This window comes from Streptomyces sp. NPDC093984, assembly GCF_044764595.1.
GTDB lineage: Bacteria > Actinomycetota > Actinomycetes > Streptomycetales > Streptomycetaceae > Streptomyces > Streptomyces cynarae.
Map to the genome: position 1 here is coordinate 636,287 of NZ_JBIWIM010000001.1, position 24,798 is coordinate 661,084.

At 70.3% G+C, this 24,798-nt stretch carries 21 protein-coding genes and 1 riboswitch; of the genes, 7 read left to right on the forward strand and 14 right to left on the reverse strand.

The features are described from left to right. The first annotated feature begins 97 nt into the window (after window positions 1–97). From ACIRC0_RS03010 to rox, 3 genes are all read left to right on the forward strand, one after another. Window positions 98–451, forward strand: coding sequence for a hypothetical protein (locus tag ACIRC0_RS03010; RefSeq protein WP_403610403.1), 354 nt, complete (start codon window positions 98–100; stop codon window positions 449–451). A gap of 139 nt (window positions 452–590) precedes the next feature. Continuing rightward, window positions 591–1,070 carry an HIT family protein gene (locus ACIRC0_RS03015; protein WP_403610406.1) on the forward strand — a complete coding sequence of 160 codons (480 nt, stop codon included), beginning with the start codon at window positions 591–593 and terminating at the stop codon, window positions 1,068–1,070. Window positions 1,071–1,482: 412 nt separating this feature from the next. Beyond that, window positions 1,483–3,027 carry a rifampin monooxygenase gene (rox, locus tag ACIRC0_RS03020; protein WP_403610408.1) on the forward strand — a complete coding sequence of 515 codons (1,545 nt, stop codon included), beginning with the start codon at window positions 1,483–1,485 and terminating at the stop codon, window positions 3,025–3,027. A gap of 99 nt (window positions 3,028–3,126) precedes the next feature. Here rox and ACIRC0_RS03025 read toward each other — a convergent pair whose 3' ends face one another. Beyond that, window positions 3,127–3,720 carry a helix-turn-helix domain-containing protein gene (locus ACIRC0_RS03025; protein ID WP_403610410.1) on the reverse strand — a complete coding sequence of 198 codons (594 nt, stop codon included), beginning with the start codon at window positions 3,718–3,720 and terminating at the stop codon, window positions 3,127–3,129. A 98-nt stretch (window positions 3,721–3,818) separates the two neighbouring features. On the opposite strand from ACIRC0_RS03025, the gene ACIRC0_RS03030 reads away from it, so the two are divergent. Together ACIRC0_RS03030 and ACIRC0_RS03035 are read left to right on the forward strand one after the other, a co-directional pair. Next, window positions 3,819–4,832 (forward strand): NAD(P)/FAD-dependent oxidoreductase, encoded by a 1,014-nt coding sequence (locus ACIRC0_RS03030; RefSeq protein ID WP_403610413.1) that lies wholly within the window; start codon window positions 3,819–3,821, stop codon window positions 4,830–4,832. Window positions 4,833–4,967: 135 nt separating this feature from the next. Continuing rightward, a complete protein-coding gene (locus ACIRC0_RS03035) occupies window positions 4,968–6,569 on the forward strand; it encodes an MFS transporter (protein ID WP_403610415.1) in 1,602 nt (533 codons plus the stop codon). A 212-nt stretch (window positions 6,570–6,781) separates the two neighbouring features. Here ACIRC0_RS03035 and ACIRC0_RS03040 read toward each other — a convergent pair whose 3' ends face one another. Continuing rightward, window positions 6,782–7,966, reverse strand: a complete 1,185-nt coding sequence (locus ACIRC0_RS03040; RefSeq protein ID WP_403610417.1) for an MBL fold metallo-hydrolase — start codon at window positions 7,964–7,966, stop codon at window positions 6,782–6,784. A gap of 223 nt (window positions 7,967–8,189) precedes the next feature. On the opposite strand from ACIRC0_RS03040, the gene ACIRC0_RS03045 reads away from it, so the two are divergent. Beyond that, window positions 8,190–8,768 (forward strand): carboxymuconolactone decarboxylase family protein, encoded by a 579-nt coding sequence (locus ACIRC0_RS03045; RefSeq protein WP_403610420.1) that lies wholly within the window; start codon window positions 8,190–8,192, stop codon window positions 8,766–8,768. 502 nt (window positions 8,769–9,270) lie between these two features. On the opposite strand, the gene ACIRC0_RS03050 is transcribed toward ACIRC0_RS03045, so the two are convergent. From ACIRC0_RS03050 to ACIRC0_RS03065, 4 genes are all read right to left on the reverse strand, one after another. Beyond that, window positions 9,271–10,056 (reverse strand): SGNH/GDSL hydrolase family protein, encoded by a 786-nt coding sequence (locus tag ACIRC0_RS03050; protein WP_403610422.1) that lies wholly within the window; start codon window positions 10,054–10,056, stop codon window positions 9,271–9,273. Between the two features lie 126 nt (window positions 10,057–10,182). Then, window positions 10,183–10,920, reverse strand: a complete 738-nt coding sequence (locus ACIRC0_RS03055; protein ID WP_403610425.1) for a DUF6250 domain-containing protein — start codon at window positions 10,918–10,920, stop codon at window positions 10,183–10,185. A gap of 156 nt (window positions 10,921–11,076) precedes the next feature. Then, window positions 11,077–12,012, reverse strand: a complete 936-nt coding sequence (locus ACIRC0_RS03060) for a peptidoglycan DD-metalloendopeptidase family protein (protein WP_403610428.1) — start codon at window positions 12,010–12,012, stop codon at window positions 11,077–11,079. 4 nt (window positions 12,013–12,016) lie between these two features. After that, window positions 12,017–12,173, reverse strand: a riboswitch (cyclic di-AMP (ydaO/yuaA leader). A gap of 323 nt (window positions 12,174–12,496) precedes the next feature. Then, the gene (locus tag ACIRC0_RS03065) at window positions 12,497–14,569 is read right to left on the reverse strand and encodes an alpha-galactosidase (RefSeq protein WP_403610431.1); all 2,073 of its coding nucleotides are present in this window, start codon (window positions 14,567–14,569) and stop codon (window positions 12,497–12,499) included. A gap of 188 nt (window positions 14,570–14,757) precedes the next feature. On the opposite strand from ACIRC0_RS03065, the gene ACIRC0_RS03070 reads away from it, so the two are divergent. Continuing rightward, a complete protein-coding gene (locus ACIRC0_RS03070; protein WP_403610434.1) occupies window positions 14,758–15,555 on the forward strand; it encodes a tyrosine-protein phosphatase in 798 nt (265 codons plus the stop codon). A gap of 21 nt (window positions 15,556–15,576) precedes the next feature. Here ACIRC0_RS03070 and ACIRC0_RS03075 read toward each other — a convergent pair whose 3' ends face one another. The 8 genes from ACIRC0_RS03075 to shc form a co-directional block, all read right to left on the reverse strand. Further along, a complete protein-coding gene (locus ACIRC0_RS03075; protein ID WP_403612668.1) occupies window positions 15,577–15,687 on the reverse strand; it encodes a DUF6126 family protein in 111 nt (36 codons plus the stop codon). Between the two features lie 32 nt (window positions 15,688–15,719). Then, entirely contained in the window at window positions 15,720–16,355 is a 636-nt protein-coding gene (locus tag ACIRC0_RS03080; protein WP_403610437.1) for a helix-turn-helix domain-containing protein, read from the reverse strand. Window positions 16,356–16,429: 74 nt separating this feature from the next. Further along, entirely contained in the window at window positions 16,430–17,827 is a 1,398-nt protein-coding gene (locus ACIRC0_RS03085) for an aspartate aminotransferase family protein (protein ID WP_403610439.1), read from the reverse strand. Continuing rightward, window positions 17,824–19,740, reverse strand: a complete 1,917-nt coding sequence (gene dxs / locus ACIRC0_RS03090) for a 1-deoxy-D-xylulose-5-phosphate synthase (RefSeq protein ID WP_403610442.1) — start codon at window positions 19,738–19,740, stop codon at window positions 17,824–17,826. Before dxs ends, ACIRC0_RS03085 begins: the two co-directional genes overlap by 4 nt. Window positions 19,741–19,767: 27 nt before the next feature. Further along, entirely contained in the window at window positions 19,768–20,925 is a 1,158-nt protein-coding gene (gene ispG, locus ACIRC0_RS03095) for a flavodoxin-dependent (E)-4-hydroxy-3-methylbut-2-enyl-diphosphate synthase (RefSeq protein ID WP_403610445.1), read from the reverse strand. Window positions 20,926–20,929: 4 nt separating this feature from the next. Continuing rightward, window positions 20,930–21,949: an adenosyl-hopene transferase HpnH gene (hpnH, locus tag ACIRC0_RS03100; protein ID WP_403610447.1), complete on the reverse strand. Its 1,020-nt coding sequence runs from the start codon at window positions 21,947–21,949 to the stop codon at window positions 20,930–20,932. Window positions 21,950–21,954: 5 nt separating this feature from the next. Then, entirely contained in the window at window positions 21,955–22,605 is a 651-nt protein-coding gene (locus ACIRC0_RS03105; protein WP_403610450.1) for a 1-hydroxy-2-methyl-2-butenyl 4-diphosphate reductase, read from the reverse strand. A gap of 191 nt (window positions 22,606–22,796) precedes the next feature. Beyond that, window positions 22,797–24,797, reverse strand: a complete 2,001-nt coding sequence (gene shc, locus ACIRC0_RS03110; protein ID WP_403610452.1) for a squalene--hopene cyclase — start codon at window positions 24,795–24,797, stop codon at window positions 22,797–22,799. Window position 24,798 lies beyond the last annotated feature (1 nt).

A 24,798-nucleotide genomic window follows, 5' to 3' on the forward strand; every position in this document is an offset into this window, starting at 1 on the left:
TGGGCAGGCTGACGAGTGCATCGATCCCCAGGTGCTCCAGCAGGGGAGCTTTGAGCCCGCGGCCGTCGATAACTCCGAACATCCGATACTTGTGCAGGTGAGCACACCTATCAGCGGCGACAGCGACCGGTCACTCGATCCCGCGCCAACCGATATGGCCAACAACGTCTGCGGCATCGTCGAAGGAGGTATCGATCCCGCTCAGCTCGCATCCCGCTTGGAGTCGCTTGGCTGGAGGACGCGGTCAGCCTCCTGGTACTCCTACGAAGCAGCAACCGCCTGGTGCGCGATCGAAATCGACAAGACCGACGATGGGACAACTCTGATCAACGGCGTCGTTGCCCCACAGCGGATCGACGACCTGAGCGAACTCCTTGCCGGACTCGGCTTGAGACACAGCCTCGAGCTCTCCGACGAGAACAACGACGTCATCGACGAGCGACAGCACTGACCGCCGGCATCACGGAACTGCGGCCAGAGCCCTGAAACGGCCGGGGTCGCTCCTCGCCTCGCTTGGTCGGTCTTTGAAGTGAGTGGGGAGGAGGGGGAGCAAAGAGCAGTTCTTGATCGCCTGTGGGTAGGTTCGGGCCATGACTGGTGAGTGGCGGATGGACCGGATCGGGGCTGCTCTGCGCGGTGAGAATCCGACCGTGCTGCGGCGGCTTGAGTCTGGCTTCGCGGTGATCGGCGACGTTCAGTTCCTGCCCGGGTACTCAGTTCTCCTCGCGGACGAGCCGGGTGTTCAACGGCTGTCTGACCTGCCGAGGGCCAAGCGGCTTTCGTTTCTGTCCGACATGGACCAACTCGGAGAAGCGGTTGAGCGGGCCTGTCGGCGGCTGGACCCCGATTTCCGCCGGGTCAACCTGGAGATCCTCGGCAATACGGACCCGTTCTTGCATGCCCATGTCTGGCCGCGGTTCGAGTGGGAGCCGGCCGAACTGGTGGGCAGGCCAGTGTGGCTGTACCCGCGTGAGCGGTGGAGTGAGGAGCGGTTCAGGCTCGGTCCGCAGCACGATGTGCTGCGGGATGCGATCGGCAGTGAACTGGACGAGTTGCGTTTGAGCGGCTGATGGAGCGGGCCCGGCGACCGTCAGGTCGGCGGCCCGGTGATCAGGGACGGTCAGTGGACCTCACGAAGTTTGTCGCAGCGGAACGATGTCGAGGGGCTCCGGCGGCGAGGCCGGGTCCCCTCCAGGGCCGGTTCCGCATCCTTGCGGCAGGTCGGTGAACAGTAGATCTGGCGGCTGGTGGCGGTGGCGACGGTGAAGACGGTCTCGACCGGGCAGCGGCGGGCTGAGAAAGGATTGGACGGTGTGATGCCCGGGCTTGTAGCTTGCAGTTGCCCGTGACGCCGCCCGAGGAGGTGAGACCCATGAACGCTGTATCGATGTGGGTGCTCCCCCTTCCCGTCACGGTCGGGCGAATGACGTAGGTGTCGCCGGGAGCGCCTCGACAACAGGGCACTCCCGAAAGGCAACACCTATGCACTCTCCGCAGTTCACCGTCGAGCCGTCGTCGAACGATACGGTCGAGCGCGACTTCACCGTGGGCGACGTCCCCGGACTCCGGTCGTCGGCCTCCGGCGCCGATCGCGCGCCTCTCATGTTCGACGTGATCATTGCCGGGTGCGGGCCGACTGGCGCGATGCTGGCCGCCGAACTGCGCCTGCACGGTGTGCGGGTACTCGTTCTGGAGAAGGAAACCGAGCCCGTGTCGTTCGTCCGCATAGTCGGTCTGCACATTCGCAGCATCGAGCTGATGGCAATGCGCGGACTGCTGGATCGCGTTCTCGAACACGGAAGGCAGCGTCCGGCCGGCGGATTCTTCGCCGCCATCACCAAACCCGCGCCCAAGGGCCTGGATTCCGCACACGCCTATCTGCTGGGCATCCCGCAGCCGGTCATCGTTCGCCTGCTCGAAGAACATGCGATCCAACTGGGTGCGCAGGTCAGGCGCGGTAGTGCGGTGGTCGATTTCGAGCAGGACGACGAGGGCGTGACCGTCGGGCTGGCAGACGGCGAACAGCTGCGTTCGCGCTATCTCGTCGGCTGTGACGGCGGGCGCAGTACGGTGCGCAAACTGCTCGGCGTCGGTTTCCCCGGCGAGCCCTCGCGGACCGAAACGCTGATGGGCGAGATGGAAGTGGGTGTGCCGCAGGAGGAGATCGCCGCCAAGGTGACCGAAATCCAAGAGACCCACAAGACTTTCAGTCTCAGGCCCTTCGGCGAGGGGGTCTATCGCGTCGTAGTCCCCGTCGCGGGAGTCGGCGATCGCGCGGAACCGCCCACCCTCGAGGATTTCAGACAACAGCTGCGCGCCGTCGCCGGAACCGATTTCGGCGTGCACTCCCCGCGCTGGTTGTCCCGCTTCGGGGATGCCACCCGGCTGGCCGAACGTTATCGGGTCGGGCGGGTGCTGCTGGCCGGCGATGCGGCACACATCCATCCACCCACCGGGGGACAGGGCCTCAACCTGGGCGTTCAGGACGCATTCAACCTCGGCTGGAAACTGGCCGCACAGATCCGCGGGTGGGCGCCGGAAACACTGCTGGACACCTACCAGGCCGAACGTCATCCGGTGGCCGAGGATGTGCTGGACAACACCCGCGCCCAGATGGAACTGCTGTCCACCGAACCGGGCCCGCAGGCCGTGCGCAGGCTGCTCACCGAACTGATGGACTTCGACGAGGTGAACCGCTATCTGATCGAGAAGATCACCGCGATCGGTATCCGCTACGACTTCGGCGAAGGCCCCGACCTGCTCGGCCGCCGCCTGCGCGACATCGACGTGAAACAGGGCCACCTCTACGGTCTGCTGCATCGCGGCCGCGGACTGCTGCTGGACCGCACCGAACGCCTGACGGTCGGCGGCTGGTCGGACCGGGTCGATTACCTCGCGGATCCCACCGCGGTACTGGATGTTCCGTGCGTCCTGCTCCGCCCCGACGGCCACGTCGCCTGGATCGGCGACGATCAGCAGGACCTGGACGACCACCTCTCCCGCTGGTTCGGCAAGCCCGCCAACTGATTTCGCCTGAGCAACCAAAAGGCCCGAGTCGTCCCTACTGCTGCCGCACGAAAACACGGTGCTGCCCGCGGGTTCCACCACACCTCTGAACGGCACAGGTCACGGTGACGGGCGGTTCGGTTTGTCGGCGTCCTCGCCGCGCTGGTGGCCGCGGCGGGCATCGCGGTCGAAGATGCCCAGGATCTCGCACGGTCCGCCCTCGGCGCCGATGGCGTGTGGAAGCATCGTGGGGAACTCCGCCGCCTGGTTGGTCTCGATCCGGAAGTGCCGGTTGCCCAGCAGCAGGATCGCGGTGCCGGACAGGACGACGAGCCATTCGCGGCCCGGGTGGGCACGCATGCGCGAGGTATTGTCGGGCGGCGGGTTGGTCATGCGCTGACGTACGACGGTCATGCCGGGGTCTGCCTTGACGGGCCAGCGCATCAGCCCGTGGGCCGCGTCGATCATCGGGTTGGAGACGACGTCGTCGGTGGCGGTCTCGACCAGTTGGTCGAGGGTGGTGTCCAGGGCGCGGGCGAGGGTGACGAGCTGGTCGAGGGCCAGGCGGCGCCGGCCGTTCTCGATGCGGCTGAGCGTGGACTGGCTGACCTTGGCGCGGGCGGCCAGCTCCTCCAAGGACCAGCCGTGGGCCACACGCAGTGCGCGGATGCGTTTGCGTACCAGGCTGTCCAGCTCGCCATTGTCTTGCGTCATAGGCAACATCGTATGCCAGTAGAGCAAGGTGCGGTTAGCGTCGTTCGTGCTCGGCCCCACAACGACTGGTGGGGCAGCGACGGAAAGGGGACGACGACATGCCTGCGACGACTACCGCACGCGCGGCCGCCGAGTTGCCGGGCGGGACCGTGGACGCCGTGGTGATCGGTGGTGGCGCCGCCGGTCTGAGTGGAGCGCTGACGCTGGCCCGTTGCCGCCGGTCGGTCGTCGTGATCGACAGCGGCACCCCGCGCAACGCGCCCGCCGAGGGCGTGCACGGGCTGCTCGGCCTGGACGGCACTCCCCCGGCCGAACTGCTGGAACGGGGACGTGAAGAAGTCCGCCGCTACGGCGGCACGGTAAGAACCGGTGAGGTGATTGAGGCCGCTGCGGCTGATCCCTCCGCTGACGGGGATCCACGCTTCACTGTCACCCTGGCCGACGGCACCACCCTGCACGCGCGCCGCCTCCTGGTCGCCACCGGTCTTCGGGACGTTCTGCCTGATGTTCCCGGGCTGGCCGAGCACTGGGGACTCAGCGTGGTGCACTGCCCCTACTGCCACGGCTGGGAGGTACGCGACGAGCCCATCGGTGTCCTGGCGGTGGGCCCGGCTTCCCTCCACCACACGCTGCTGTTCCGCCAGTTGACCGACGACCTCATCTACTTCACCCGCGGCACCCGACTCGACGAGGACACCCGGGCGCGCTTCGCCGCCCGCAGCATCCGTATCGTCGACACCCCCGTCGACCAGGTCGTGGCGGCCGAGGGCGGTGGTATCGCGGGCGTGCGTCTGACGGACGGTCAGATCGTCCCTCGCCGCGTCCTCGCCGTCGCGACCACCATGCGGGCCCGTTCCGCGGGCCTGGAGGGTCTGGGGCTGCCGATGCAGGACCTGCCTGGCGGGATGGGACGCCACTTCGTCACCGGCATGGCCGGGACCACCGAGGTGCCGGGCGTGTGGGTGGCCGGCAACGCCACTGATCCGACCGCCCAGGTCGGCGCCTCGGCAGCAGCCGGCGCCCTGGCCGGGGCCCGCATGAACGCCGACCTGGCCACCGCCGACACCGAGGCGGCCCTCGCCGCCGCGCAGCGCGACATCACTCACGCCTGACCGCCTGCCCGTTCACCGGCCCCGCAGCCGCTGCACTCCCGCCGCGTCAGCGATGGGCGGGGCCCAGCCCTGGGCCCCTTGGTGATCCAGCTTTGCTCCGGCGCCGAGATCGGCATGTCCTGTTGAGAGGAATTGATGAGTACGAACCAGCCTGGCAAGGTGAGCGCTGAGCCGAGCGGCGTCCCTGGCGAGGGGGTGCCCGACGCGCGTCAGCGTCGGACGATCCTGATCGCCGTCTGTGTCGCGCTGATGGCCGTCATCGCCTCGGTGTCCGGGCTCAACGTCGCCCAGCCCGACCTCGCCGTCGCCTTCGGCGCCTCGCAGAGCACGATTCTGTGGATCATCAACGTCTACACCCTCAGCCTGGCCGCACTCCTGTTGCCGCTCGGCGCGATCGGCGACCGCTTCGGCCGCAAGCCCATGCTGCTGGCGGGCCTGACCATTTTCGGCGTCGCCAGTGCAGCGGCAGGTCTCGCCCCGTCAGCAGCGGTCATGCTTGCCGCACGCCTGTTCAGCGGCGTCGGCGCGGCGATGATCATGCCCATCACGCTCGCCGTCATCACCTCCACCTTTCCCGAAGAGGAACGGGGACGGGCGATCGGCGTGTGGACCGGCGTCGCCGGAGGCGGCGGCATCCTGGGCATGTTCCTCTCCGCCGCCCTGGTCGACGTGGCCGGCTGGCGGTGGCTGTTCGTCCTGCCCGTCGCACTCGTCATCGTCGCGCTGACCAGGACGCTGCGATCCGTACCCGACTCCCGCGAGACGCCTCGGCACACTTTCGACACCGTCGGCGCGCTGACCTCCATCGTCGCCGTGGTCGGGTTCATCTTCGTCCTTCAGGAAGGCCCGGTGCGCGGCTGGACCGCGCCCGCGACCCTGCTCGGCCTCGCCGTCGGCATCACCGCCGCCGGTGCCTTCGTGGCCTGGGAACTGCGCCGCCGGGATGCCGCGCTCCTGGACGTGCGCCTGTTCGGCGAACGCTCTCTGGCCGGCGGCTCCACCACGCTGTTGGTGGTCTTCGGGGTCCAAGCGGGCATCTTCGTGGTCCTCTTCCCCTTCTTCCAGGCCGTCCTCGGCTGGTCGGGGCTGCTGTCCACCCTGGCGCTGATGCCCATGGCCGTGCTCATGATGATGGCCTCCGGCCTCGCCCCCAAGCTGGCCGCGCGTATCGGCCCCCGAGCGACTACGGCCACCGGAATCCTCCTGGCCGGTGCCGGTCTGGCGCTCATGGCCGCCACCGTCTCCGTCGACGGCGGCTATCCGTCCGTCCTGCCCGGCATGCTCGCCATGGGAATCGGCATGGGGCTGTCGATGACACCCTCCACCGAGGCCATCACCAGTGCCCTCCCCCGCGAGCGCCAGGGCGTCGCGTCCGCACTCAACGACGTCACCCGCGAATTCGGCACCGCGCTCGGCGTTGCCCTGCTCGGAGCGCTCCTGTCCGCCGGCTACCGAGGCGCCATCGACTCCCGACTCACCGGCGTTCCCAAGGGCCCGGCCGATGCCGCGCGCGAAGGCGTCGCCAACGCCGTCGACGCCGCGCACCAGGCCGGCCCCCATGCGCAGGTTCTGATCCGCGCCGCCCAGGAGTCGTTCGTCGACGGCTGGCAGCACGCCATGTGGGCAGGGGTCGCCGTCATGGCCGCCCTCATTTTCCACGTCCTCGCCCGAGGCCCACAGCGCCCCGTCCGCACACCGGCGAACGAACCGGAACCAGCCGACGCGACCGCTCGATAACCCCGGACCACCGCCTGCCGCTGCCCAGTCCCATCGACGGCCCGTACGCTCCAGGCGCCCGGGTGGGAGAGCGTGACGGCCCCCGCCAGGGTGCCTGGCACGTGCATCGGCTCCACTCTTACGACGCGGGTCGCGAGCGGCTCGCGGAGCCGACTTCCGCTCAGCCCGGAGAACGAGGAAGGGCAGCCGCCTGCGCTTCAGTCGGTCCGAGGTCAGCCCTCCGCCACCAGGTCGAGGTCTTCATGGGTCGTCGTCCGGGGCAACTCGGGGACCGGCCACCTGTGGTCGGGTACGTACCCCACACCGCGCCACCACGGCTCGGTGGGCAGGTCCCCAGCAGACTCGAACGGCTGGCCGGGAACGGGGAGTGCCACTGCCTGGCCGACGGCATCGGCGGCGGCCTTCGTCCACTCGCCGGGCTCCGCCCACGCGTGCGGGGCGAGGTTGAAGGTGGCCCAGTGGATGGGGAGCAGCACACCGTGCGGCTCGCCGCCCTGGAGGTCGAGGTGGGCGCGCGTGCCCTCCTCGGGGGTCATGTGGATGTCCGGCCAGAAGTCGGAGTACGCGCCGATCTGGATCATCGTGGCGTCGAACGGGCCGTGCGCCGCGCCGATGTCCTTGAATCCCTCGAAGTAGCCGGTGTCGCCGCTGTGGTAGACGCGGTGCTCGTCGCCCGCCACGGACCACGACGCCCACAGCGTGTGCTGCCCGTTGCGCAGGCCGCGGCCGCAGAAGTGGCGGGCCGGGGTGGCGGTCAGTGTGAGGCCGCCGACCCGCGTGGACTCGTGCCAGTCCAGCTCGCGCAGCCGGTCCGCGGACACACCCCAGTGCTCCAGGTGGGCGCCGACGCCGAGCGGTATCGCGAACACGGTGTCCGTGCCGGCCAGGGCCTTGATGGTGGGCAGGTCGAGGTGGTCGTAGTGGTCGTGGGAGATCACGACGACATCGACGGGGCCGAGCGCGGCCAGCGGCAGCGGCACCGGGTGCAGCCTCTTGGGTCCGGCGAAGTCGAACGGCGAACAGCGCTGCCCCCACACCGGGTCGAACAGCACCCGGTGCCCGTCGATCTCCGCGAGCACGCTGGAGTGACCCATCCAGGTCAGCCGCAGTCCGCTCGCCGGGGGCCTGGCCAGGTCGGCGTAGGTCGTCGGGTGCACGGGGATCGGGCCGGCCGGGGCGCGGCGGGCGCGCTCCTCCTTGCGGAAGTACATCTTCGCCAGCTCCAGCGCGGAACCACCGGAGGGGCGGGTCCGGGTGCCCTCCGGGTTCACGAAGGCGCCGTCCGCGAAGTGCGGTGATCTGCGGATGCGCGCCAGGCGCTCCCCGCTGGGATCCACGCCGAAGGCGGTGGGTCGCAGCGCGCGGAGCCCGGAGCTCAAGGGACCGAAACCGGTCACGGCACCTCCAGTGGAGTGGGTGAGGTCCTCATTATGGTCGGCCCGTACGACAGTGCCGGGTCGGCCAACGTCACACGGCGGCGTCCGTCCCGGTCGCGGCTCGCCGCGCCGGCCGGATTTCACGTCCGCGCGGGCCGGATGTCACATCCGTGCGCGCCGGTCCGTCGTACCCGTGTGGGCGCTCGGCACGGAGCGCCCGGGAACGACGCACTGGAGGTGCCCCATGGCCCGTATCTCCCTAACCCCGCGCCGCACGCTCTTCTTCCGCGTCATGGAGTGGTATTCGAAGCGGACGTACGGAAAGGTCCTCGACCCCGGCAAGGCGCTCGCCCACCAGCCTCGCGTGCTGTGGAGCGATCTGCGGTTCGAACAGTCGGTGGCGAAGTGGAACAAGCTGGACCCGGACCTGAAGGCGCTGGCCGAGATGGCGTCGGCCGCGGCGATCGGCTGCGCCTGGTGCATGGACTTCGGGTACTGGGTGAGCCGGGAGCGCGGCATGGCCCGCGAGAAGCTGGTCGACGTGCCGCGCTGGCGCGACAGCGACGTGTACACGGAACTGGAGCGCGACGTCATGGAATACGCCGAGGCGATGACGGCCACCCCGCCCGCCGTCGACGACGCCCTCGCGGCCCGGCTCCTGAGCCGGCTGGGCGAGCCCGCGTTCGTTGAGCTGACGGCGATGGTCGCGGTGGAGAACCTGCGCTCGCGCATCAACGCCGCGCTCGGACTGACGAGCCAGGGCTTCAAGGACTCCTGTGACCTGCCGCCCGTGGGGGAACGGCGGACGACCTCCGCGCGGTAGCGGTCACTCCCAGAGCATGGGGTTCCGGCCGGCTTCGGCGACCGCCGTGCCGGCCTTCCAGAGGAAGCGGGTGACTCCTTTGAGGCTTCGGTAGGCGGGTGTCCGACGGGCCGGACGAGCGGCCCCGGCCCTGCGGGTCCGCCGCGCTCGGCTCCTGGGCGAGCCCCGGGTCCTCGCCCGTGAACCGCGGCGGCGGGCGCCTCGACGTCGTCGACGGACAGCTCCGCAGTCGCCGCCGAGATCGTCGGCACGGGCTCCGACCGCGTGGACGCCCCGGTCTGGGCCATCGGCGGCAGGGCGCGGTCCGGGTGGCTGAGGGCTGCCGCCCCCAGCCACCGGCCCCGGGCTCCGCCCCCGGATCCACGCTTCGGCCTGAACGGCCTCCCCCCTCCCCCGAGCTCTTCGAGCAGGGGGACTCGCAGACCAGCTGAATGATGCCGTCCGGTGCAGCCGGTTCGGGCACATCAGCCCCTCCGGCGGTCGAGGAGTGGAGGCCCGGGCCTCACACCGCCTGCGCGATCCGCACCCTGATGTCGTCCGGCGACAGCGTCCCCTTGGCCACCACCCGGTCCCCCGACGACTCTCCGCGCAGCCGCCGTCCGATCCACGGCACCAGGTACTCGCGCGCCCAGTGGATGTCGTCGCGCCGTACCTCGAACGTGCCGCGCGGCGGCAGGGGCGGCCACGGCTGGTCCGGATCGGCCGGTACCTCCATGCCGAGAACCTGGCCCGCCCGCAGGGCGACGCGGGTGTGGCCCTCGGGCGAGAGGTGGAGACGGTCGTCGTCCCAGGCGCGCCGGTCCTGCACGGACTTGAGCGACCACAGGTCGAGGACCGGGCAGCCGTACCGGTCCGCGATCGCCCGCACATGGCCGTTGTAGGTGGCGATCTTTCCGCGCAGATGCTTGAGCACCGGCACGTCCCGTGTGTCGAACCCGGTGGTCACCATCACCGTGCCGACGGCGGACGTCAGGACCGCGACGGCCCGCTCGAACCGCTCGGCGACGTCGTCGGGGTCGGTGCCCGGCCGGATGATGTCGTTGCCGCCCGCGCAGAACGAGACCAGGTCCGGAGCCAGTTCGACGGCCTTCGGGACCTGGTCCTCGACGATCTGGTCGAGCAGTTTGCCGCGCACGGCGAGGTTCGTGTACCGGAAGTCGCCCTCGGGCCGCCGGTCGGCGAGGAGGACCGCGAACCGGTCGGCCCAGCCGACGAACTGCCCGTCGGGCCCCGGGTCGCCGACACCCTCGGTGAAGCTGTCCCCCACCGCCACGTACGACCCGATCACTGATCTGTTGTCATTCTTCGAATCGTCTGCCACATCGGTCCATGATTCACCTTGTGATGTGAGCTACGCGACCGTAGGAAAAGGTTGACGGATGGTGAGATAAACCACTCGCCGCATCTGCGCCGATCAGGAATAGGCCTCTGATCGGGGGTGTTGGGCGAGCCGCCGGACGCTGAACCCGGTGATCCGGAAGTGGCTCCAGACCGTCCGGAACGCGAAGTGCCCGCTTGTGTACGGCTCGGAGTCCACGTAGTCGAAGACGAGGCGGCCGTTGTTCCACCACTGGACCCGGCTGCCGTCGGACACGATCCGGACGTGGTTCGGCTCGCCCGCGACGAGCAGCGGCTGCGTGTAGTCGTGGACCAGCGGGCGGACGCCCGGCTCGCCCACGTAGCGGCGCATTCGTGTCGTGGTGTTGGAGTTGGCGCCGTAGCCCACGTAGTACGTCTTCAGGTAGTCGTACTCGGCCAGGGCGCCGCCCCGCGGGGTGGCGAACAGGTCGTCCGGGGAGCGGACGTCGACGGCGTTCCAGAAGTTGTTGAGGTCGGAGACACGGTCGTTCGCGCCGCCGGCCGAGACCGCGGTCGCCGTGTACCCGAGGACGTACGGCCCCTGGAGCCGCTGCCGGAACCAGACCGTGGCGCCGCTCGGTACGTCGATGTCGAGCACCCCGCGGTCGGCCGTGACCGTGCCGCCGTCCTGCAGTTCCACGGCCCACTGTCCGAGTCCGTGCCGGAAGTCGTCGTACGCGAGGAGTCGCCCCCGGCGGTGGCGGGGCGCGGCGTTCGCGGTCGCGGCCGGTGCGAGCGCGGCCAGGGCGGCACCGGAGGCGAGTGCTCCGAAGGCTCTGCGAGTGGTCGTCATGCGGTACGACTCCTTGGGTGGGCGCGGCGGCACATTCAGAAAGCGCTTGCTCCCGATCACTGTGGGCCGTGGTCGCACTCCTGTCGAGACCGCGTGAACGCCGGAGGCCGGACCCCCAACGGGGCCCGGCCTCGCGGAAAATCGCGGCGGGTGGCGTCAGCCGACGGTCACGCCGTGGGAGCGCAGGTAGGCCACCGGGTCGACGTCCGACCCGTAGTCGGGGGTCGTGCGGATCTCGAAGTGCAGATGCGGTCCGGTGACATTGCCGGTCGCGCCGGACCGGCCGACCTGCTGCCCCTCGGCGACGGTCTGGCCGGCGGCGACGGAGATGTGGGACAGGTGGGCGTACTGGGCGTAGCGGCCGTCGGCGAGCCTGATGACGACCTGGTTGCCGTACGCGCCGCCCCAGCCGGCGGCGACCACGGTGCCCGCGGCGACGGCCTGCACGCTGGTGCCGGTCGGGACGACGAAGTCCACTCCGGTGTGGTGGCCGCTGGACCACATGCCGCCCGCGACGTGGTAACCGGTGCCGAGGACGGCACCCGTGACGGGCAGGGTGAAACCGGCGGAGACCGTGGCGGTCCTGGCGGCCTTCCTCGTGACGGCCCTGGACGGCTTGGACTTTGCGGCCGGCGGGGTGGTCGTCCTCGTCGCGGCCCGGGCGCCGTCCAACGTCAGCTTCAGCCCCGGGTGGATGAGCGACGGGTCGGAGCCGACGGCCGAGCGGTTGTCCTCGTAGAGCCTGTGCCAACCGCCGTCGACGTGCTGTTCGCGGGCGATCTTCTCCAGCCAGTCGCCGGCCTCGACCGTGTAGGTCCTGCTGCCGGTCGCCCGGTCCGCACCCTGCTTCACGGTGACGGGAACCGCGGTGGCGGCCTTCTCGGCAGCGGTGGCAATCCCCTGGGAAGCGGTGGCGGTCTCCTGGGAGGCGGTGGCGGCCTTCTCGGCAACGGACGAGGCCGGGGTGGCGGCATGGGCTTCGGCCGCCCCGACCAGGGGCAGCGCGAGCGCGGCGCCGCCGGTTCCGGCGACGGCGAGGGAACGGGTGAAACGCCGGGGCTTGGGACGGCGGTGCTTACCCTTCGCGGGCATGGTGAATTCCTCTCCGGCGCCTGCGAGGTGAGCTGTCGGGTGCGGACTGGAGATGTCCGGCCGTGCTCACGCACGGCTTTACCCCTAGCCGTTCCGGAGACCGGAACAGGCATGGTTCCTGTGGGTCCCCCGCTCCTGCCGGGCATGGGTGTGTGTGCGGGCTCCGGGCGGCGGCAGGATTCGGCGTTCCGTCCGGATGGATGGGGAACGTAAGCGAACAGGACGCGCAGCGACAACTGTTCGCCTCCCGGCGCGCACCTTTCTCATGCTCCTCACCGCAAGCCCCCGGTGACGCTCCGTCGATCCGGCGGCTCGGGGCTTCACCATTTCCCTGGACAATCACCGAATTACATGCACATGGCAACAGCGGAGCGTCACGCCTATGACACTGCTCACGTGCCGGCTCTTCAGAAGCCCTTCATCCAGGCCGAGTTACAAGGAATCAGTCAATCCGGGCACGACGATTTCAAATTCAGACGCAGATTCAGATCCGGCGCAGCCGGATGACCGTCGCATCGAAGTCACCGCGCAGCGCGGGCCGCAGCCCATGATGCAGAAGGACCGCGCCCCGGTGCAGTTCGCCGGTTTCCCGGCATTCGTACGTCGCCGCCGGGTCCAGGCCGCGCAGCCGCAGCGGGGCGACCGGCTCGCCGTAGTGCTGTGCCTGGAGCCAGGCGAGGACGACGCTCTCGTCGCCGAGGACGTACTGCACCGCGCTCAACCCGCCCGCCGGCGGCCGCAGCCGGTACAGGTCACCGCGCTGGACCACGGGCCGGATCTCCTTGTAGAGGCCGACCCAGTCCCGCGCTTCGGCCAGCTCCTCCTCGGTCCACTGCGCGAGGTCGCCGCCGACACCGAGCACCCCGGCCATGGCGCTGACGAACCGGAAGCGCAGCGCGCTCACCCGCCCGTTGAGCATCGCGTTCGGACTGTCGGTGACCCAGGCGGCCATCACCCGGGCCGGATGGATCTGGCTGAAGCCGTGCTGGATGGCGAGTCGGTCGAGCGGGTCGGTGTTGTCGGAGGTCCACACCTGGTCCGTACGGCTCATGACGCCCAGGTCGACACGTCCGCCGCCGCCCGAGCAGGACTCGAAGGCGACATGGGGGTGCGCGGCCCGCAGCCGGTCCAGCAGGGCGTAGAAGGCGCGCACGTGGTCGACCCACAGTCGCTGCGGGTAGGGCTCGCCGGGCCAGCCGGCGTCGGTGAAGCAGCGGTTGAAGTCCCACTTCACATAGTCGATCGGGGCGCTGGAGAGCAGGGCGTCGAGCTGCTCCCAGAGGTACTCCTGGACGTCCTCGCGGGCGAGGTTGAGCACGAGCTGGTTGCGGAACTCCGTCCGCTTCCGCCCCGGCTGGTACTGCACCCAGTCGGGGTGGGCGCGGTAGAGGTCGCTGTCCGGGTTGACCATCTCGGGCTCGACCCAGATGCCGAACTGCATGCCGAGGGCGTGCACGTAGTCGGCGAGCGGTTTGATGCCGGAGGGGAAGCGGTCCGGGTTGGGCCGCCAGTCGCCGAGCCCGGCGCGGTCGCTGGTACGGGTGCCGAACCAGCCGTCGTCGACCACGAACAGCTCCACCCCTATGGCCGCCGCCCGCCGCGCCAGCGCCCCCTGCTGCTCCTCGGAGATGTCGAACTCGGTGGCCTCCCAGGAGTTGTAGAGCACGGGGCGGTCCCGGTCGGCGTCCGGGACGATGTGCGCGCGCTGGTAGGCGTGCCAGGCACGGCTCGCGCCGCCGTGGCCGCCGTCGCTCCACAGTCCCGCGAAGACGGGGGTGGTGTACGTCTCCCCCGGCGCGAGGAGCAGCAGACCCGAGTCGTCGTACCCGGCGCCGCCGGTGATCTGCACCCGGGCGTCCGGGAGCTGGGCGACGGCGATCCGCCAGGTGCCCGACCAGGCGAGCACGCAGCCGTAGACCTCGCCGCTCTCCTCGGTGGCGTCCGTGTCCAGCGCGACCCACGGCAGGTGCTGGTGACCGGTGTGGCCGCGGCGGCTGCCGATGACCTTCTCGCCGTGGGTGAGGTCGGACCGCACCAGCCGGGACTCGGCCGCCCAGCGCCCGTGCAGGTGGGAGAGGCGCCAGCCCTCGCGCTCGGGCAGGGTCCAGGTGGCGGAGTCGGCGCGGAGGAGTTCGGCGGGGGCGGGGCCGTCGTTGGCGAGGGTCACCCAGCGCTCTACGACATCGCCGCGCATCCGGTAGTGGAGGATGATCAGGAGTCCGGCGTCGGTGAAGCGCAGCCGCAGTTCGTCGCCGTCGGCCTCGTACGCCTCGAACGCCCACTCCGTGCCGCGGCGCTCCTCGGTGCGCACGGACAGGGCGGGGCGCACGAAACGGGGGCCGCCCTCGACCGGGTACTCCTCGCGGCCGTCGAGCGGGGACTCGAAGGGCCGGTACGGCGGTGCCGGCAGGGCCGCGAGCGCCTCGGCGTCGGCGAGGGCGATCCGCGGGCCCCAGTGCAGGTGCAGCAGCGTGTCGTCCTCGGCGAGCCGCAGGGCGTAGCTGCTCGTGGGCCCTGACAGCAGCCAGGTGCGGCCGTCCGCGGCGATCTCCAGCATCACATGCCCCCACAGATTCGAACAGGTGCGATCAGGCCTCAACATCATCGGGTGTGAGGTGCCTCGGGGGCAACGCCTGTCCGTCACGCGGGCGCCTGCCGGGGACGATCGCCTGATCACACGGTGCCGTATCGTCGAGGCGCGGCCCGCCGGCGAACAGCGCCGGCGGACGGATGGGAGGAGCCCTCGTGACGCAGCAGGTCCCGTCTACCGAGCCCGAGCTGACCGGCGTACGCAACTTCCGCGACGTGGGTGGCCTGCCGACCGTGGACGGGCGGCGGGTGCGGCGCGGAGTGCTCTTCCGCAGCGGCCACCTCGCGCACGCGACGGAGCGGGACGCGGCATTCCTCACCTCACTGGGCCTGCACACGATCTTCGACTTCCGCAACGCGGCGGACAAGAAGCTGGAGGGCCCGGACGTCGAGCTGCCCGGCGTGCGGAACGTCAACCTGCCGCTGACCGACCCGGCGCACGGCGCCGAGTTCTGGAAGATGGTCCGCGACGGCGACCTGGAGCAGCTGCGCGCGCTGCTCGCCGACGGCAAGGCGGAGAACAGGATGATCCTGTCGTACCGCACGATCATCAAGGAGCGCACGGCCGAGCACTCCCAGGTGCTGCACGCGCTGGCCGAGGACAGCGTCCCCGCGCTGATGCACTGTGCCGCGGGCAAGGACCGCGCGGGGCTCTCGATCGCGGTGACGCTCCTCGCCCTCGGGGTCGAGCGTGAGGCGATCGTCGCGGACTACCTGGAGTCGAACGCGAAGCACCGCCGCTACAAGGTGCGCCGCAACGGCTCGTCGCCCGACGCGTACTCCCCCGAGGTGATGGAGCTGCTCAGCCCCCTCTTCGACGCGCGCGCCGAGTATCTCGCGGCGGCGCTGGAGACCGTCGAGGAGACCTGGGGCGGTGTCGACACCTACCTGGAGAAGGGGCTGCGGATCACGCCCGCGGTGCGGGAGCGGCTGCGCGACCGGCTGCTGGACTGAAGTGCGGTCCGGGGTGGGCGCTCACTTCGCGCCCAGCTCGAACAGCAGGTAGACGAAGGCGGCGAACAGGTGGCCGACCGCGATGTAGACGATCAGCCGCACCCACAGTGCGCGCGGGAACTTCTCCTCCATCACCTTGCGGGGGCGGGATTCCGGTTGCTCGGTCATGGCATCTCTCCAGGGGTGGGGCCGAGGCAGAGCGCGGCGGTCGGGCTCTGCAGCAGGGTGTGGACGAAGAGCAGCTCGGTGCCGTCGTGGTCGGCGGCGGCGAGACGGTGCGGGGTCAGCGAGTCGAAGTGCGCGCTGTCGCCCGGCGCGAGTACGTGGGTGGAGTCGCCGAGGCGCAGCCGCAGCCGCCCCTTGAGGACGTACAGCCATTCCTCGCCCGGGTGGACGCGCACGATGTCGCCCTGGGTGCCGTAAGGGATGTGCACCCGCAGGGCCTGCATACCGCGTCCGGACCCGCCCGCCTGCCAGTACGCCCAGCCGCCCGCCCGGGTCGGCTCCATGTCGGCGGCGCGCACGACGGCGTCCCGGTCGGCGACGTTCTCGCCGAGCAGTTCGGAGACGGTCGTACCGTAGATACGGGCGAGCGCAAGCAGCATGGGCAGGGACGGCTGCCGCCGGCCGGTCTCCAGCCGGGACAGGTGCGCGGGCGAGAGCCCGGCGGCACGGGCCGCGGCCTCCAGGGTCAGCCCGGCGCGGCGGCGCAGCGCACGCAGCTGCGGCGCGACGACGGGCAGGTCCTCGGACGGCCCGTCCTCGGTCCCGGTGCCGGGATCGGTCTCAGGAGAGCTCATGCCTCCATTGAGCCGGAGGCTTGCCCCTGCGGCAAATTTCTTGCCTCAGAGGCAAAAGCCCGGCTCCCGGAGGGTCAGCGGTTCGCCACCGCCTGCTTGATCAGCGTCTTGCCGAAGTCCCACATCAGCCCGCCGCCGTGTGCGTCGTCCATGACCGCGGTGAAGGCGTCCACGAACCGGTCGACGTCCGCCTCACCGATGATCAACGGCGGGATCAGCTTGATCACCTCCAGGTGGTCGCCGGAGACCTGGGTGAGGATCCGGTGGCGCTGCAGCAGCGGCACGACGACCATCTGCGCGAACAGGCCCTTCCGGGCGGCCTGGAGCAGGCTCCACCGGCTGCGCAGCTTGAGCGAGCTGGGCCGGCCGAACTCGATGCCGATCATCAGGCCCCGGCCGCGGATCTCGCTGAGCATCTCGTACTTGTCGACGAGCTCGGTGAGCCGGGACTTCAGCTGCTCCCCGACGGCCCGGGCGTTCGCGACGACCTGCTCGTTCTCCATCACGGACAGGACGGCGAGCCCGGCCGCCATGGCCTGCGCGTTGGACCCGAAGCTCGCGGAGTGCACGAGGACCCGGTCCATGGACGAGTAGACCTTCTTGAAGATCCAGTCCTTGCCGAGCGTCGCGCCGACCGGGACGTAGCCGCCGGAGAGCGCCTTCGCCACGCACACCAGGTCGGGCTCGGCGCCGTCCTCGTGCTGGTAGGCGTAGAAGTCGCCGGTACGGCCGAGGCCGGTCTGCACCTCGTCCGCGATGAGCAGCGCCTTGTGCTTGTGCAGCAGCTCCTGCGCGGCGCGCAGATAGCCGGGCGGGGCCTCGTGGACGCCCTTGCCCTGGATCGGCTCGACGATGAGGGCCGCCACGTCCCCCTTCTTCAGCTCCCGGGCGAGGGCGTCGAGGTCGCCGAGCGGGACGGCGGTGTCGGGCAGCAACGGGGCGAAGCCGTCGCGGAAGCCGTCCTCGCCGTTGACGGAGAGCGACCCGGTGGTCAGACCGTGGAAGGCGTGGGTGCAGTACAGGATCCTGGGCCTGCCGGTGGCGTACCGGGCGAACTTCAGCGCGGTCTCGACCGCCTCCGTGCCGCTGTTGCCGAAGAACACCCGGTCCAGGTGCGGGCTGTGGGCGAGCAGCTTCTCCGCCAGCAGGCCGGGCAGGGGCTGGCAGTCGAAGCGGGTGAGGTCGGCGAGCTGGGCGTCCAGTACGTCGTGCAGCGCCTTGCGGACCACGGGGTGGTGGCGGCCGAGGCCCATCACCCCGAACCCGGCGAGCATGTCCAGGTAGTCGTTGCCGTCCGCGTCCCAGAAGTGGGCGCCCTCGGCCCGCTCGTAGACCTTGTCGAAGCCGATGGTGTGGAGCATGCGCGGAAGCTGGTGGTTGAGGTACTTCGCGTGCAGCTCGTAGCGCTCGGCCCCGCGTTCGGCCAGGAGCGCGCCGAGGTCGAACTCCCGTTGCCCGGTGGGGATGGTCATTCCGCGTTCACTTTCTCCTGGGACAGCTCGTCCTTGGACAGCTCGTCCTTGGCGGCCAGGCAGGCGCTGATCCGCCCGGCGATCTCCACGGGCGTGAGGCCGATGTCGGCGAGCACCTCGCTGCGCTTGGCGTGCGCGAGGAACTGCTCCGGGATCCCGAACCTCCGCACCGGTACGTCCACGTCGGCGTCGCCGAGCGCGAGGGCGACCGCGGAGCCCACGCCGGCGGAGCGGCTGTTGTCCTCGACGACCGCGACGAGCCGGTGCTCGGCGGCCAGGCCCGGCAGGGAGCGGTCGACGGGTTTGACCCAGCGGGGGTCGACGACCGTGCAGCCGATGCCGCGGGCCTGAAGCAGGTCGGCGGCCTGCAGGCAGACGGGCGCCATGACGCCGACGGCGACGAGCAGCACCTGGGGCGCCTCGTCGCGGTGCAGCACGTCCAGGCCGCCCACCCGGTCCACGGCCGGGATCGCCGGGCCCACCGACTCCTTCGGGAACCGGATCAGGGTCGGCGCGTCGTCGACCGCGACCGCCTCCCGCAGCTGGGCCCGCAGCTGGTCGGCGTCGCGTGGCGCGGCGATTCTCAGGCCCGGCACGACCTGCAGGACGGACATGTCCCACATGCCGTTGTGCGAGGGTCCGTCGACGCCCGTGACCCCGGCCCGGTCGAGCACGAAGGTGACGCCGCAGCGGTGCAGGGCGACGTCCATCAGGACCTGGTCGAAGGCGCGGTTGAGGAAGGTGGCGTAGACGGCGACGACGGGGTGCAGTCCGCCGGTGGCCAGACCGGCCGCGGAGACCGCCGCGTGCTGCTCGGCTATGCCCACGTCCCAGACCCGGTCGGGGAACCGCTCGGCGAACCTGCCGAGGCCCACCGGGTGCAGCATGGCCGCCGTGATGGCGACGACGTCCTCGCGTTCCTCGCCGATCCGCACGATCTCGTCACCGAACACCGAGGTCCACGACGGAGCCTGGGACGGCACGAGGGGCTCGCAGGTGCGCGGGTCCATCACGCCGACCGTGTGGAAGTGGTCCTCCTCGTGGGCGAGTGCGGGCTCGTAGCCGCGGCCCTTCTCGGTGAGGCAGTGGATGAGGACCGGACCGTGGAAGCGTTTCGCGCGGCGCAGCGCGGACTCGACAGCCAAGATGTCGTGGCCGTCGATCGGGCCGACGTACTTCAGGCCCAGGTCCTCGAAGAGGCCCTGCGGGGCGAACGCGTCCTTGAAGCCCTTCTTCGCGCCGTGCAGGGCCTCGTAGACGGTGGGGCCGATGACGGGCGTGCGCTGCAGCACGTCCTTGCCCCAGGCCAGGACCTTCTCGTAGCCGTCGGTGGTGCGCAGGGTGGCGAGGTGGTTGGCGAGGCCGCCGATGGTGGGCGCGTAGGAGCGTTCGTTGTCGTTGACGACGATGATCAGGGGGCGGTCCTTGGCGGCGGCGATGTTGTTGAGCGCCTCCCACGCCATGCCGCCGGTGAGCGCGCCGTCGCCGATGACGGCGACGATGTGGCCCTTCTCCCCCTGCACCTCGCGGGCCTTGGCGAGCCCGTCGGCCCAGCCGAGCGCGGTGGACGCGTGGCTGTTCTCGATGACGTCGTGCTCGGACTCCTCACGCGACGGATAACCGGACAGACCGCCCTTGCCGCGCAGCTTGGAGAAGTCCTGACGCCCAGTCAGGATCTTGTGGACATAGCTCTGGTGGCCGGTGTCCCACAGGATGCGGTCGACCGGTGACTCCAAGGCCCGGTGGAGCGCGATGGAGAGTTCCACCACCCCCAGGTTGGGCCCCAGGTGCCCCCCGGTCCTGGCGACCGCGTGGATCAGGAACTCCCTGATCTCCTCGGCCAGTTGACTCAGTTCCGCCTCGGACAGCGCCTTCAGGTCGCGTGGTCCCCGGATGTTCTCCAGAATGGTCACGCCGGGCCCCCTCTCGGTCCGTGCTGTTCAACTCACGGTGACGGCCGGCGCTCCCGGCCCGACGCCGTCCTTCTCCATCCGTTCGGCGATCCTCATCGCCTCCTCGATGAGGGTCTCCACGATCTTCGACTCGGGCACGGTCTTGACGACCTCCCCCTTGACGAAGATCTGGCCCTTGCCGTTGCCGGAGGCGACCCCCAGGTCCGCCTCCCGTGCCTCCCCGGGGCCGTTGACCACACAGCCCATCACCGCGACCCGCAGCGGCACCTCCATGCCCTCGAGGCCGGCGGTGACCTCGTCCGCGAGCTTGTACACGTCGACCTGGGCGCGCCCGCAGGACGGGCAGGAGACGATCTCCAGGCGCCGCTGCCTGAGGCCCAGCGACTGCAGGATCTGGATGCCGACCTTGACCTCCTCGGCGGGAGGCGCCGACAGCGACACCCGGATCGTGTCGCCGATGCCCTGCGACAGCAACGCGCCGAACGCCACCGCCGACTTGATCGTGCCCTGGAAGGCGGGACCGGCCTCCGTCACGCCGAGGTGCAGCGGGTAGTCGCACTGGGCGGCGAGCTGCCGGTAGGCCTCGATCATCACGACCGGGTCGTTGTGCTTGACGGAGATCTTGATGTCCCGGAAGTCGTGCTCCTCGAAGAGCGAGGCCTCCCACAGCGCTGACTCCACCAGCGCCTCCGGGGTCGCCTTGCCGTACTTCTTCAGCAGCCGCTTGTCCAGGGAACCCGCGTTCACCCCGATCCGGATCGGGGTGCCGTGGTCCTTGGCCGCCCGGGCGATCTCCCTCACCTTGTCGTCGAACTGCTTGATGTTCCCGGGATTCACCCGAACGGCCGCGCAGCCCGCCTCGATCGCCGCGAACACGTACTTCGGCTGGAAGTGGATGTCGGCGATCACCGGGATCTGCGACTTGCGCGCGATCGTCGCGAGGGCGTCCGCGTCGTCCTGCGTGGGGCAGGCGACGCGGACGATCTGGCAGCCGGAGGCGGTGAGTTCCGCGATCTGCTGCAGGGTGGCGCCGATGTCCGACGTACGGGTCGTCGTCATCGACTGCACCGACACCGGGGCCCCGCCCCCGACCGCCACCGGCCCGACATGGATCTGCCGCGACATGCGCCGCTCGGCGATCGGCCGGACCGGTACCTCGGGGACGCCCAGAGGAACGGCGGTCATCACGTCACCCGTTCTGCTGGAAGGTCTCGCGCATGGCCCGCAGGGACTCCTTCAGGGAGCCCATGGTGGCGAGGACGGCGGTGGGCTCGTAGCCGCAGTGCGCCATGCAGTTGGCGCAGCGCGGGTCCTTGCCGCGGCCGTACTTGTCCCAGTCGGTCTTCTCGATCAGCTCCCGGTACGTCGGCACGTACCCGTCGCTCATCAGGTAGCAGGGCCGCTGCCAGCCGAAGAGGGAGTAGTTCGGGATCGCCCAGGCGGTGCACGGGAAGTCGACCTTGCCCTCGAGGAAGTCGAGGAACAGCGGCGAGTGGTTGAGCCGCCAGCGACCGCGGTTGCCGCCCGCGAAGGCCTTCTTGAACAGCTCACGCGTCTGTTCGACGCCGAGGAAGTGCTCCTGGTCTGGCGCCTTCTCGTAGGCGTAGGCGGGCGAGATCATCATCTCGTCCACCTTCAGGTCGTCATTGAGGTAGTTGAGCACCTCGATGACGGTCTGCGGGGTGTCCGTGTTGAAGAAGGTCGAGTTGGTGGTGACCCGGAAGCCTCGCCGCTTGGCCTCCTTGATGGCCTCCACCGCCTCGTCGAACACGCCCTCCTTCGCCACGGACTCGTCGTGCCGCTCGCGCAGGCCGTCGATGTGCACGGCGAACGCGAAGTACGGGGACGGCGTGAACTTGTCCATCTTCTTGCGCAGCAGCATGGCGTTGGTGCACAGGAAGACGTACTTCTTGCGCGCCACCAACTGCCGGACGATCTCATCGATCTGCGGGTGCATCAGCGGCTCGCCGCCCGCGATCGACACCATCGGCGCACCGGACTCCAGAACCGCTCCCACGGCCTGCGCCACCGGCATGCGCTGCTTGAGCACTCCCGCCGGATGCTGGATCTTGCCGCAGCCCTCACACTTCAGGTTGCAGGCGAAGAGCGGTTCCAGCTCCACGATGAGCGGAAACTTGTCCCGCCTGCGCAGCTTCTGTTCGAAGAGATAGGTCGCCACCTTGATGGACTGGCGCAGCGGCATGGCCATCTGGCTCACCTCCTGGGGAGCAGCAAAGAACGGTGCCATTCAAAGAAAACAGGCAGCACGGCACGAAGAACACGGAAAGCTGATATTCCACCGCGAACGGTGCCGATACGGACGAGTTCATGTTCTGGAGCGTCCACGACCACCCGGACGGCCGCAACCGGGCGGGCGCCCGTGCGAACGGCGCTCAGGAGCGTGGCCGCGGACTCCATGTCGACCGCGATCGCGCCGGTCGCCAGCAGTTCGGACCGCTCCTGACCGCGCACGACGTGGTCCGAGCCGGTGAGCGGTCCGGTGTGGACGGTGCGGCCCGGGACGGCGCGCACGAGTTCCTTGACGAGCAGATCGGTGCCCTCGCACGGGGTGGTGCCGCGCGGATCCCGGGTCTCCTCGGCGACGACCAGGTCACCGGGGTGCATCCCGGGTGCGAGTCCCGCGCAGAAGCCCGTGGCGAGGACAGCCGCGAGAGCGAAGCCCGGCTCGCCGAGCGCCCGGGTGACCGAGCGTTCGGCCGCCCGGGGTCCCATACCCGTACGGAGTATGGTCACGGGCCCGTCGGAGCCCCAATTGTTCGGTTCGGCTGCGGGGCGCTGAAAGCCGGTGCCGGGAGGTCGACCGTGCTCAGCCCCTCCTTCGTCCGGGCCTCCGCGCTCCCCCAAGCTCTCGGCTCCTCCCCCACTCTCGGCTTCGCTCGAGCGGGGGGACCCCCATGAGCAGGGGGGACCCCCACGACCTCTCGACCCCGGCGCGCCCCTCCGCCTCACGCTGTGGCCGCCGCTGCGCAGGGCGAGGTGCTCGATGCCGAGCGCGCAGGCGATCAGCAACGGGGCCGGCTCGGGCTTGACGCTCATCAGCTCCCCTTGGCCTTGGCGAACGGCTCGCCGTGCACATAGCGGCCCAGTGCGGTGAGCGGGAAGACCTGCCGGTAGAGGTGGTAGTTGATGGAGAAGTCCCAGGGGAAGCCGGTGCCGGTGAAGTACGGCTCGTCCCAGGAGCCGTCCTCGTTCTGGGTCTGGGCGAGGAACTCGATGCCGCGCTCGACGGCCTTGGACTCGCTCTCCCCCGCGGCCAGCAGCGCGAGCAGGGCCCACGCCGTCTGCGAGGCGGTGGAGGCGCCCCTACCGCTCCACTTCCCGGCGTCCTTGTAGGAGCGCAGGTCCTCACCCCAGCCGCCGTCGTCGTTCTGCACGCTCTCCAGCCAGGCGACGGCACGCCGGATCGCCGGGTGCGCGGCGGGGATGCCGGCCGCCACCAGGGCCGGCACCACGGACCCGGTACCGTACACGTAGTTGACGCCCCAGCGTCCGAACCACGAGCCGTCCCGCTCCTGTTCGGCCAGCAGCCACTCGATGCCGCGGCGGGTGCGCGGATCGTGGGCGAGGCCCTCGACCGCGAGCATCTCCACGACGTGCGCGGTGACGTCGGCGGACGGCGGGTCGATGACCTCGCCGAAGTCGCAGAACGGCAGCCGGTTGGGGAACGGGCTCGTGTTGTCCACGTCGAAGGCGCCCCAGGCGCCGTTCCTCGACTGCATGCCGAGGTTCCAGCGCACCCCGCGCCCGATGGCCTTCTCCAGCCGGTCCGGGTCGTGGTGCCTGACCCGGCGCAGCGCGAGGACGACCTCGGCGGTGTCGTCGATGTCGGGGTAGTTGTCGTTGTGGAACTCGAACGCCCAGCCGCCCGGCGGGAGTCCGGGCCGCTTCACCGACCAGTCGCCGGGGCGCACGATCTGCTCGCCCAGCATCCAGTCGGCCGCCTTGACCAGCTGCGGGTGGTCGGCGGGCACTCCCGCGTCGGCGAGCGCGATGGTCGCGAGACAGGTGTCCCACACCGGGGACTGGCACGCCTCGATCATGCGGGCGCCGTCCTCGCGCCAGACGGCGAAACGGTCCAGCGAGGCGAGGCCCTCGCGCATCACCGGGTGCTGGAGGTCGTAGCCGAGCAGGTGCAGGGCGATGACCGAGTACACCGCGGGCGGCTGGATCCCGCCCCAGCAGCCGTCGTTCTCCTGCCGCTCGATGATCCAGCGGGCGGCGGTGTTCATCGCGGCCCTGCGCAGCCGGCGCGGGGCGACCTTGCGGAACTGGTGCAGCGCCTTGTCGAGCCGCTGGAAGACCCCGTCCCAGCTCGCCACCGGGGCGAGGTCTCTTTCCGGGTTGGGGTGGTCCGGGTCGGTGTGCAGCTCGTCGAGCGGGAACGGCGCGGGCCGCACCGGGCGCTTGGCGGAGACGATGGTGAGCGGCACGATGGTCTGCCGTGCCCAGCAGCCGAAGTCGTAGATGTTCAGCGGCATCCACTTCGGGAACCAGATCAGCTCCGGCGGGAGTTCGGGCAGGTCCTCCCACTTCCACCAGCCGAACAGGGCGAGCCAGATCCGGGTGAAGACGCGGGCGGCGGCGATGCCGCCCTGTTCGCGGATCCAGGCGGACGCCTTGGCCATGTGGGGTTCGTCCGGCGCGTCGCCGGCCAGGCGCAGGGCGACGTACGCCTCGATGGTGGTGGACAGTTCGCCGGGTCCGCCGTAGAAGGTGGCCCAGGTGCCGTCGTCGCGCTGCTCGCCGCGGATGAACAGCGCGGCGGCGTGGGTGGTCTTCTCGTCACGGATGCCGAGGAACTGACGCAGCAGCAGGTCCTCGGCGTCCATCGTGACGTTGGTCTCGAGGTCGCCCTTCCACCAGCCCTGGGCGTCCTGCCGCGCGAGCAGGAAGTCTGTGGCGCGCCGCATGGCGCGCTCGGCGGCGTCTCGAGTGCCCCCGGCCCCGGCCGCCCCGGGGATCGGTTCGCTGGTGTCGCTGGCCGAGGCAGCACGGGGCGGCAGGGCCCCGGGGCTTCCGTCGGTCGTCGCTGTCATG

Coding starts and splice junctions, on each gene's coding strand:
- ACIRC0_RS03015 (WP_403610406.1), top strand. CDS start 591: ATGACTGGTGAGTGGCGGATGGACCGGATCGGGGCTGCTCTGCGCGGT.
- rox (WP_403610408.1), top strand. CDS start 1,483: ATGCACTCTCCGCAGTTCACCGTCGAGCCGTCGTCGAACGATACGGTC.
- ACIRC0_RS03025 (WP_403610410.1), bottom strand. CDS start 3,720: ATGACGCAAGACAATGGCGAGCTGGACAGCCTGGTACGCAAACGCATC.
- ACIRC0_RS03030 (WP_403610413.1), top strand. CDS start 3,819: ATGCCTGCGACGACTACCGCACGCGCGGCCGCCGAGTTGCCGGGCGGG.
- ACIRC0_RS03035 (WP_403610415.1), top strand. CDS start 4,968: ATGAGTACGAACCAGCCTGGCAAGGTGAGCGCTGAGCCGAGCGGCGTC.
- ACIRC0_RS03045 (WP_403610420.1), top strand. CDS start 8,190: ATGGCCCGTATCTCCCTAACCCCGCGCCGCACGCTCTTCTTCCGCGTC.
- ACIRC0_RS03055 (WP_403610425.1), bottom strand. CDS start 10,920: ATGACGACCACTCGCAGAGCCTTCGGAGCACTCGCCTCCGGTGCCGCC.
- ACIRC0_RS03060 (WP_403610428.1), bottom strand. CDS start 12,012: ATGCCCGCGAAGGGTAAGCACCGCCGTCCCAAGCCCCGGCGTTTCACC.
- ACIRC0_RS03065 (WP_403610431.1), bottom strand. CDS start 14,569: ATGCTGGAGATCGCCGCGGACGGCCGCACCTGGCTGCTGTCAGGGCCC.
- ACIRC0_RS03075 (WP_403612668.1), bottom strand. CDS start 15,687: ATGGAGGAGAAGTTCCCGCGCGCACTGTGGGTGCGGCTGATCGTCTAC.
- ACIRC0_RS03080 (WP_403610437.1), bottom strand. CDS start 16,355: ATGAGCTCTCCTGAGACCGATCCCGGCACCGGGACCGAGGACGGGCCG.
- ACIRC0_RS03085 (WP_403610439.1), bottom strand. CDS start 17,827: ATGACCATCCCCACCGGGCAACGGGAGTTCGACCTCGGCGCGCTCCTG.
- ispG (WP_403610445.1), bottom strand. CDS start 20,925: ATGACCGCCGTTCCTCTGGGCGTCCCCGAGGTACCGGTCCGGCCGATC.
- hpnH (WP_403610447.1), bottom strand. CDS start 21,949: ATGGCCATGCCGCTGCGCCAGTCCATCAAGGTGGCGACCTATCTCTTC.
- shc (WP_403610452.1), bottom strand. CDS start 24,797: ATGACAGCGACGACCGACGGAAGCCCCGGGGCCCTGCCGCCCCGTGCT.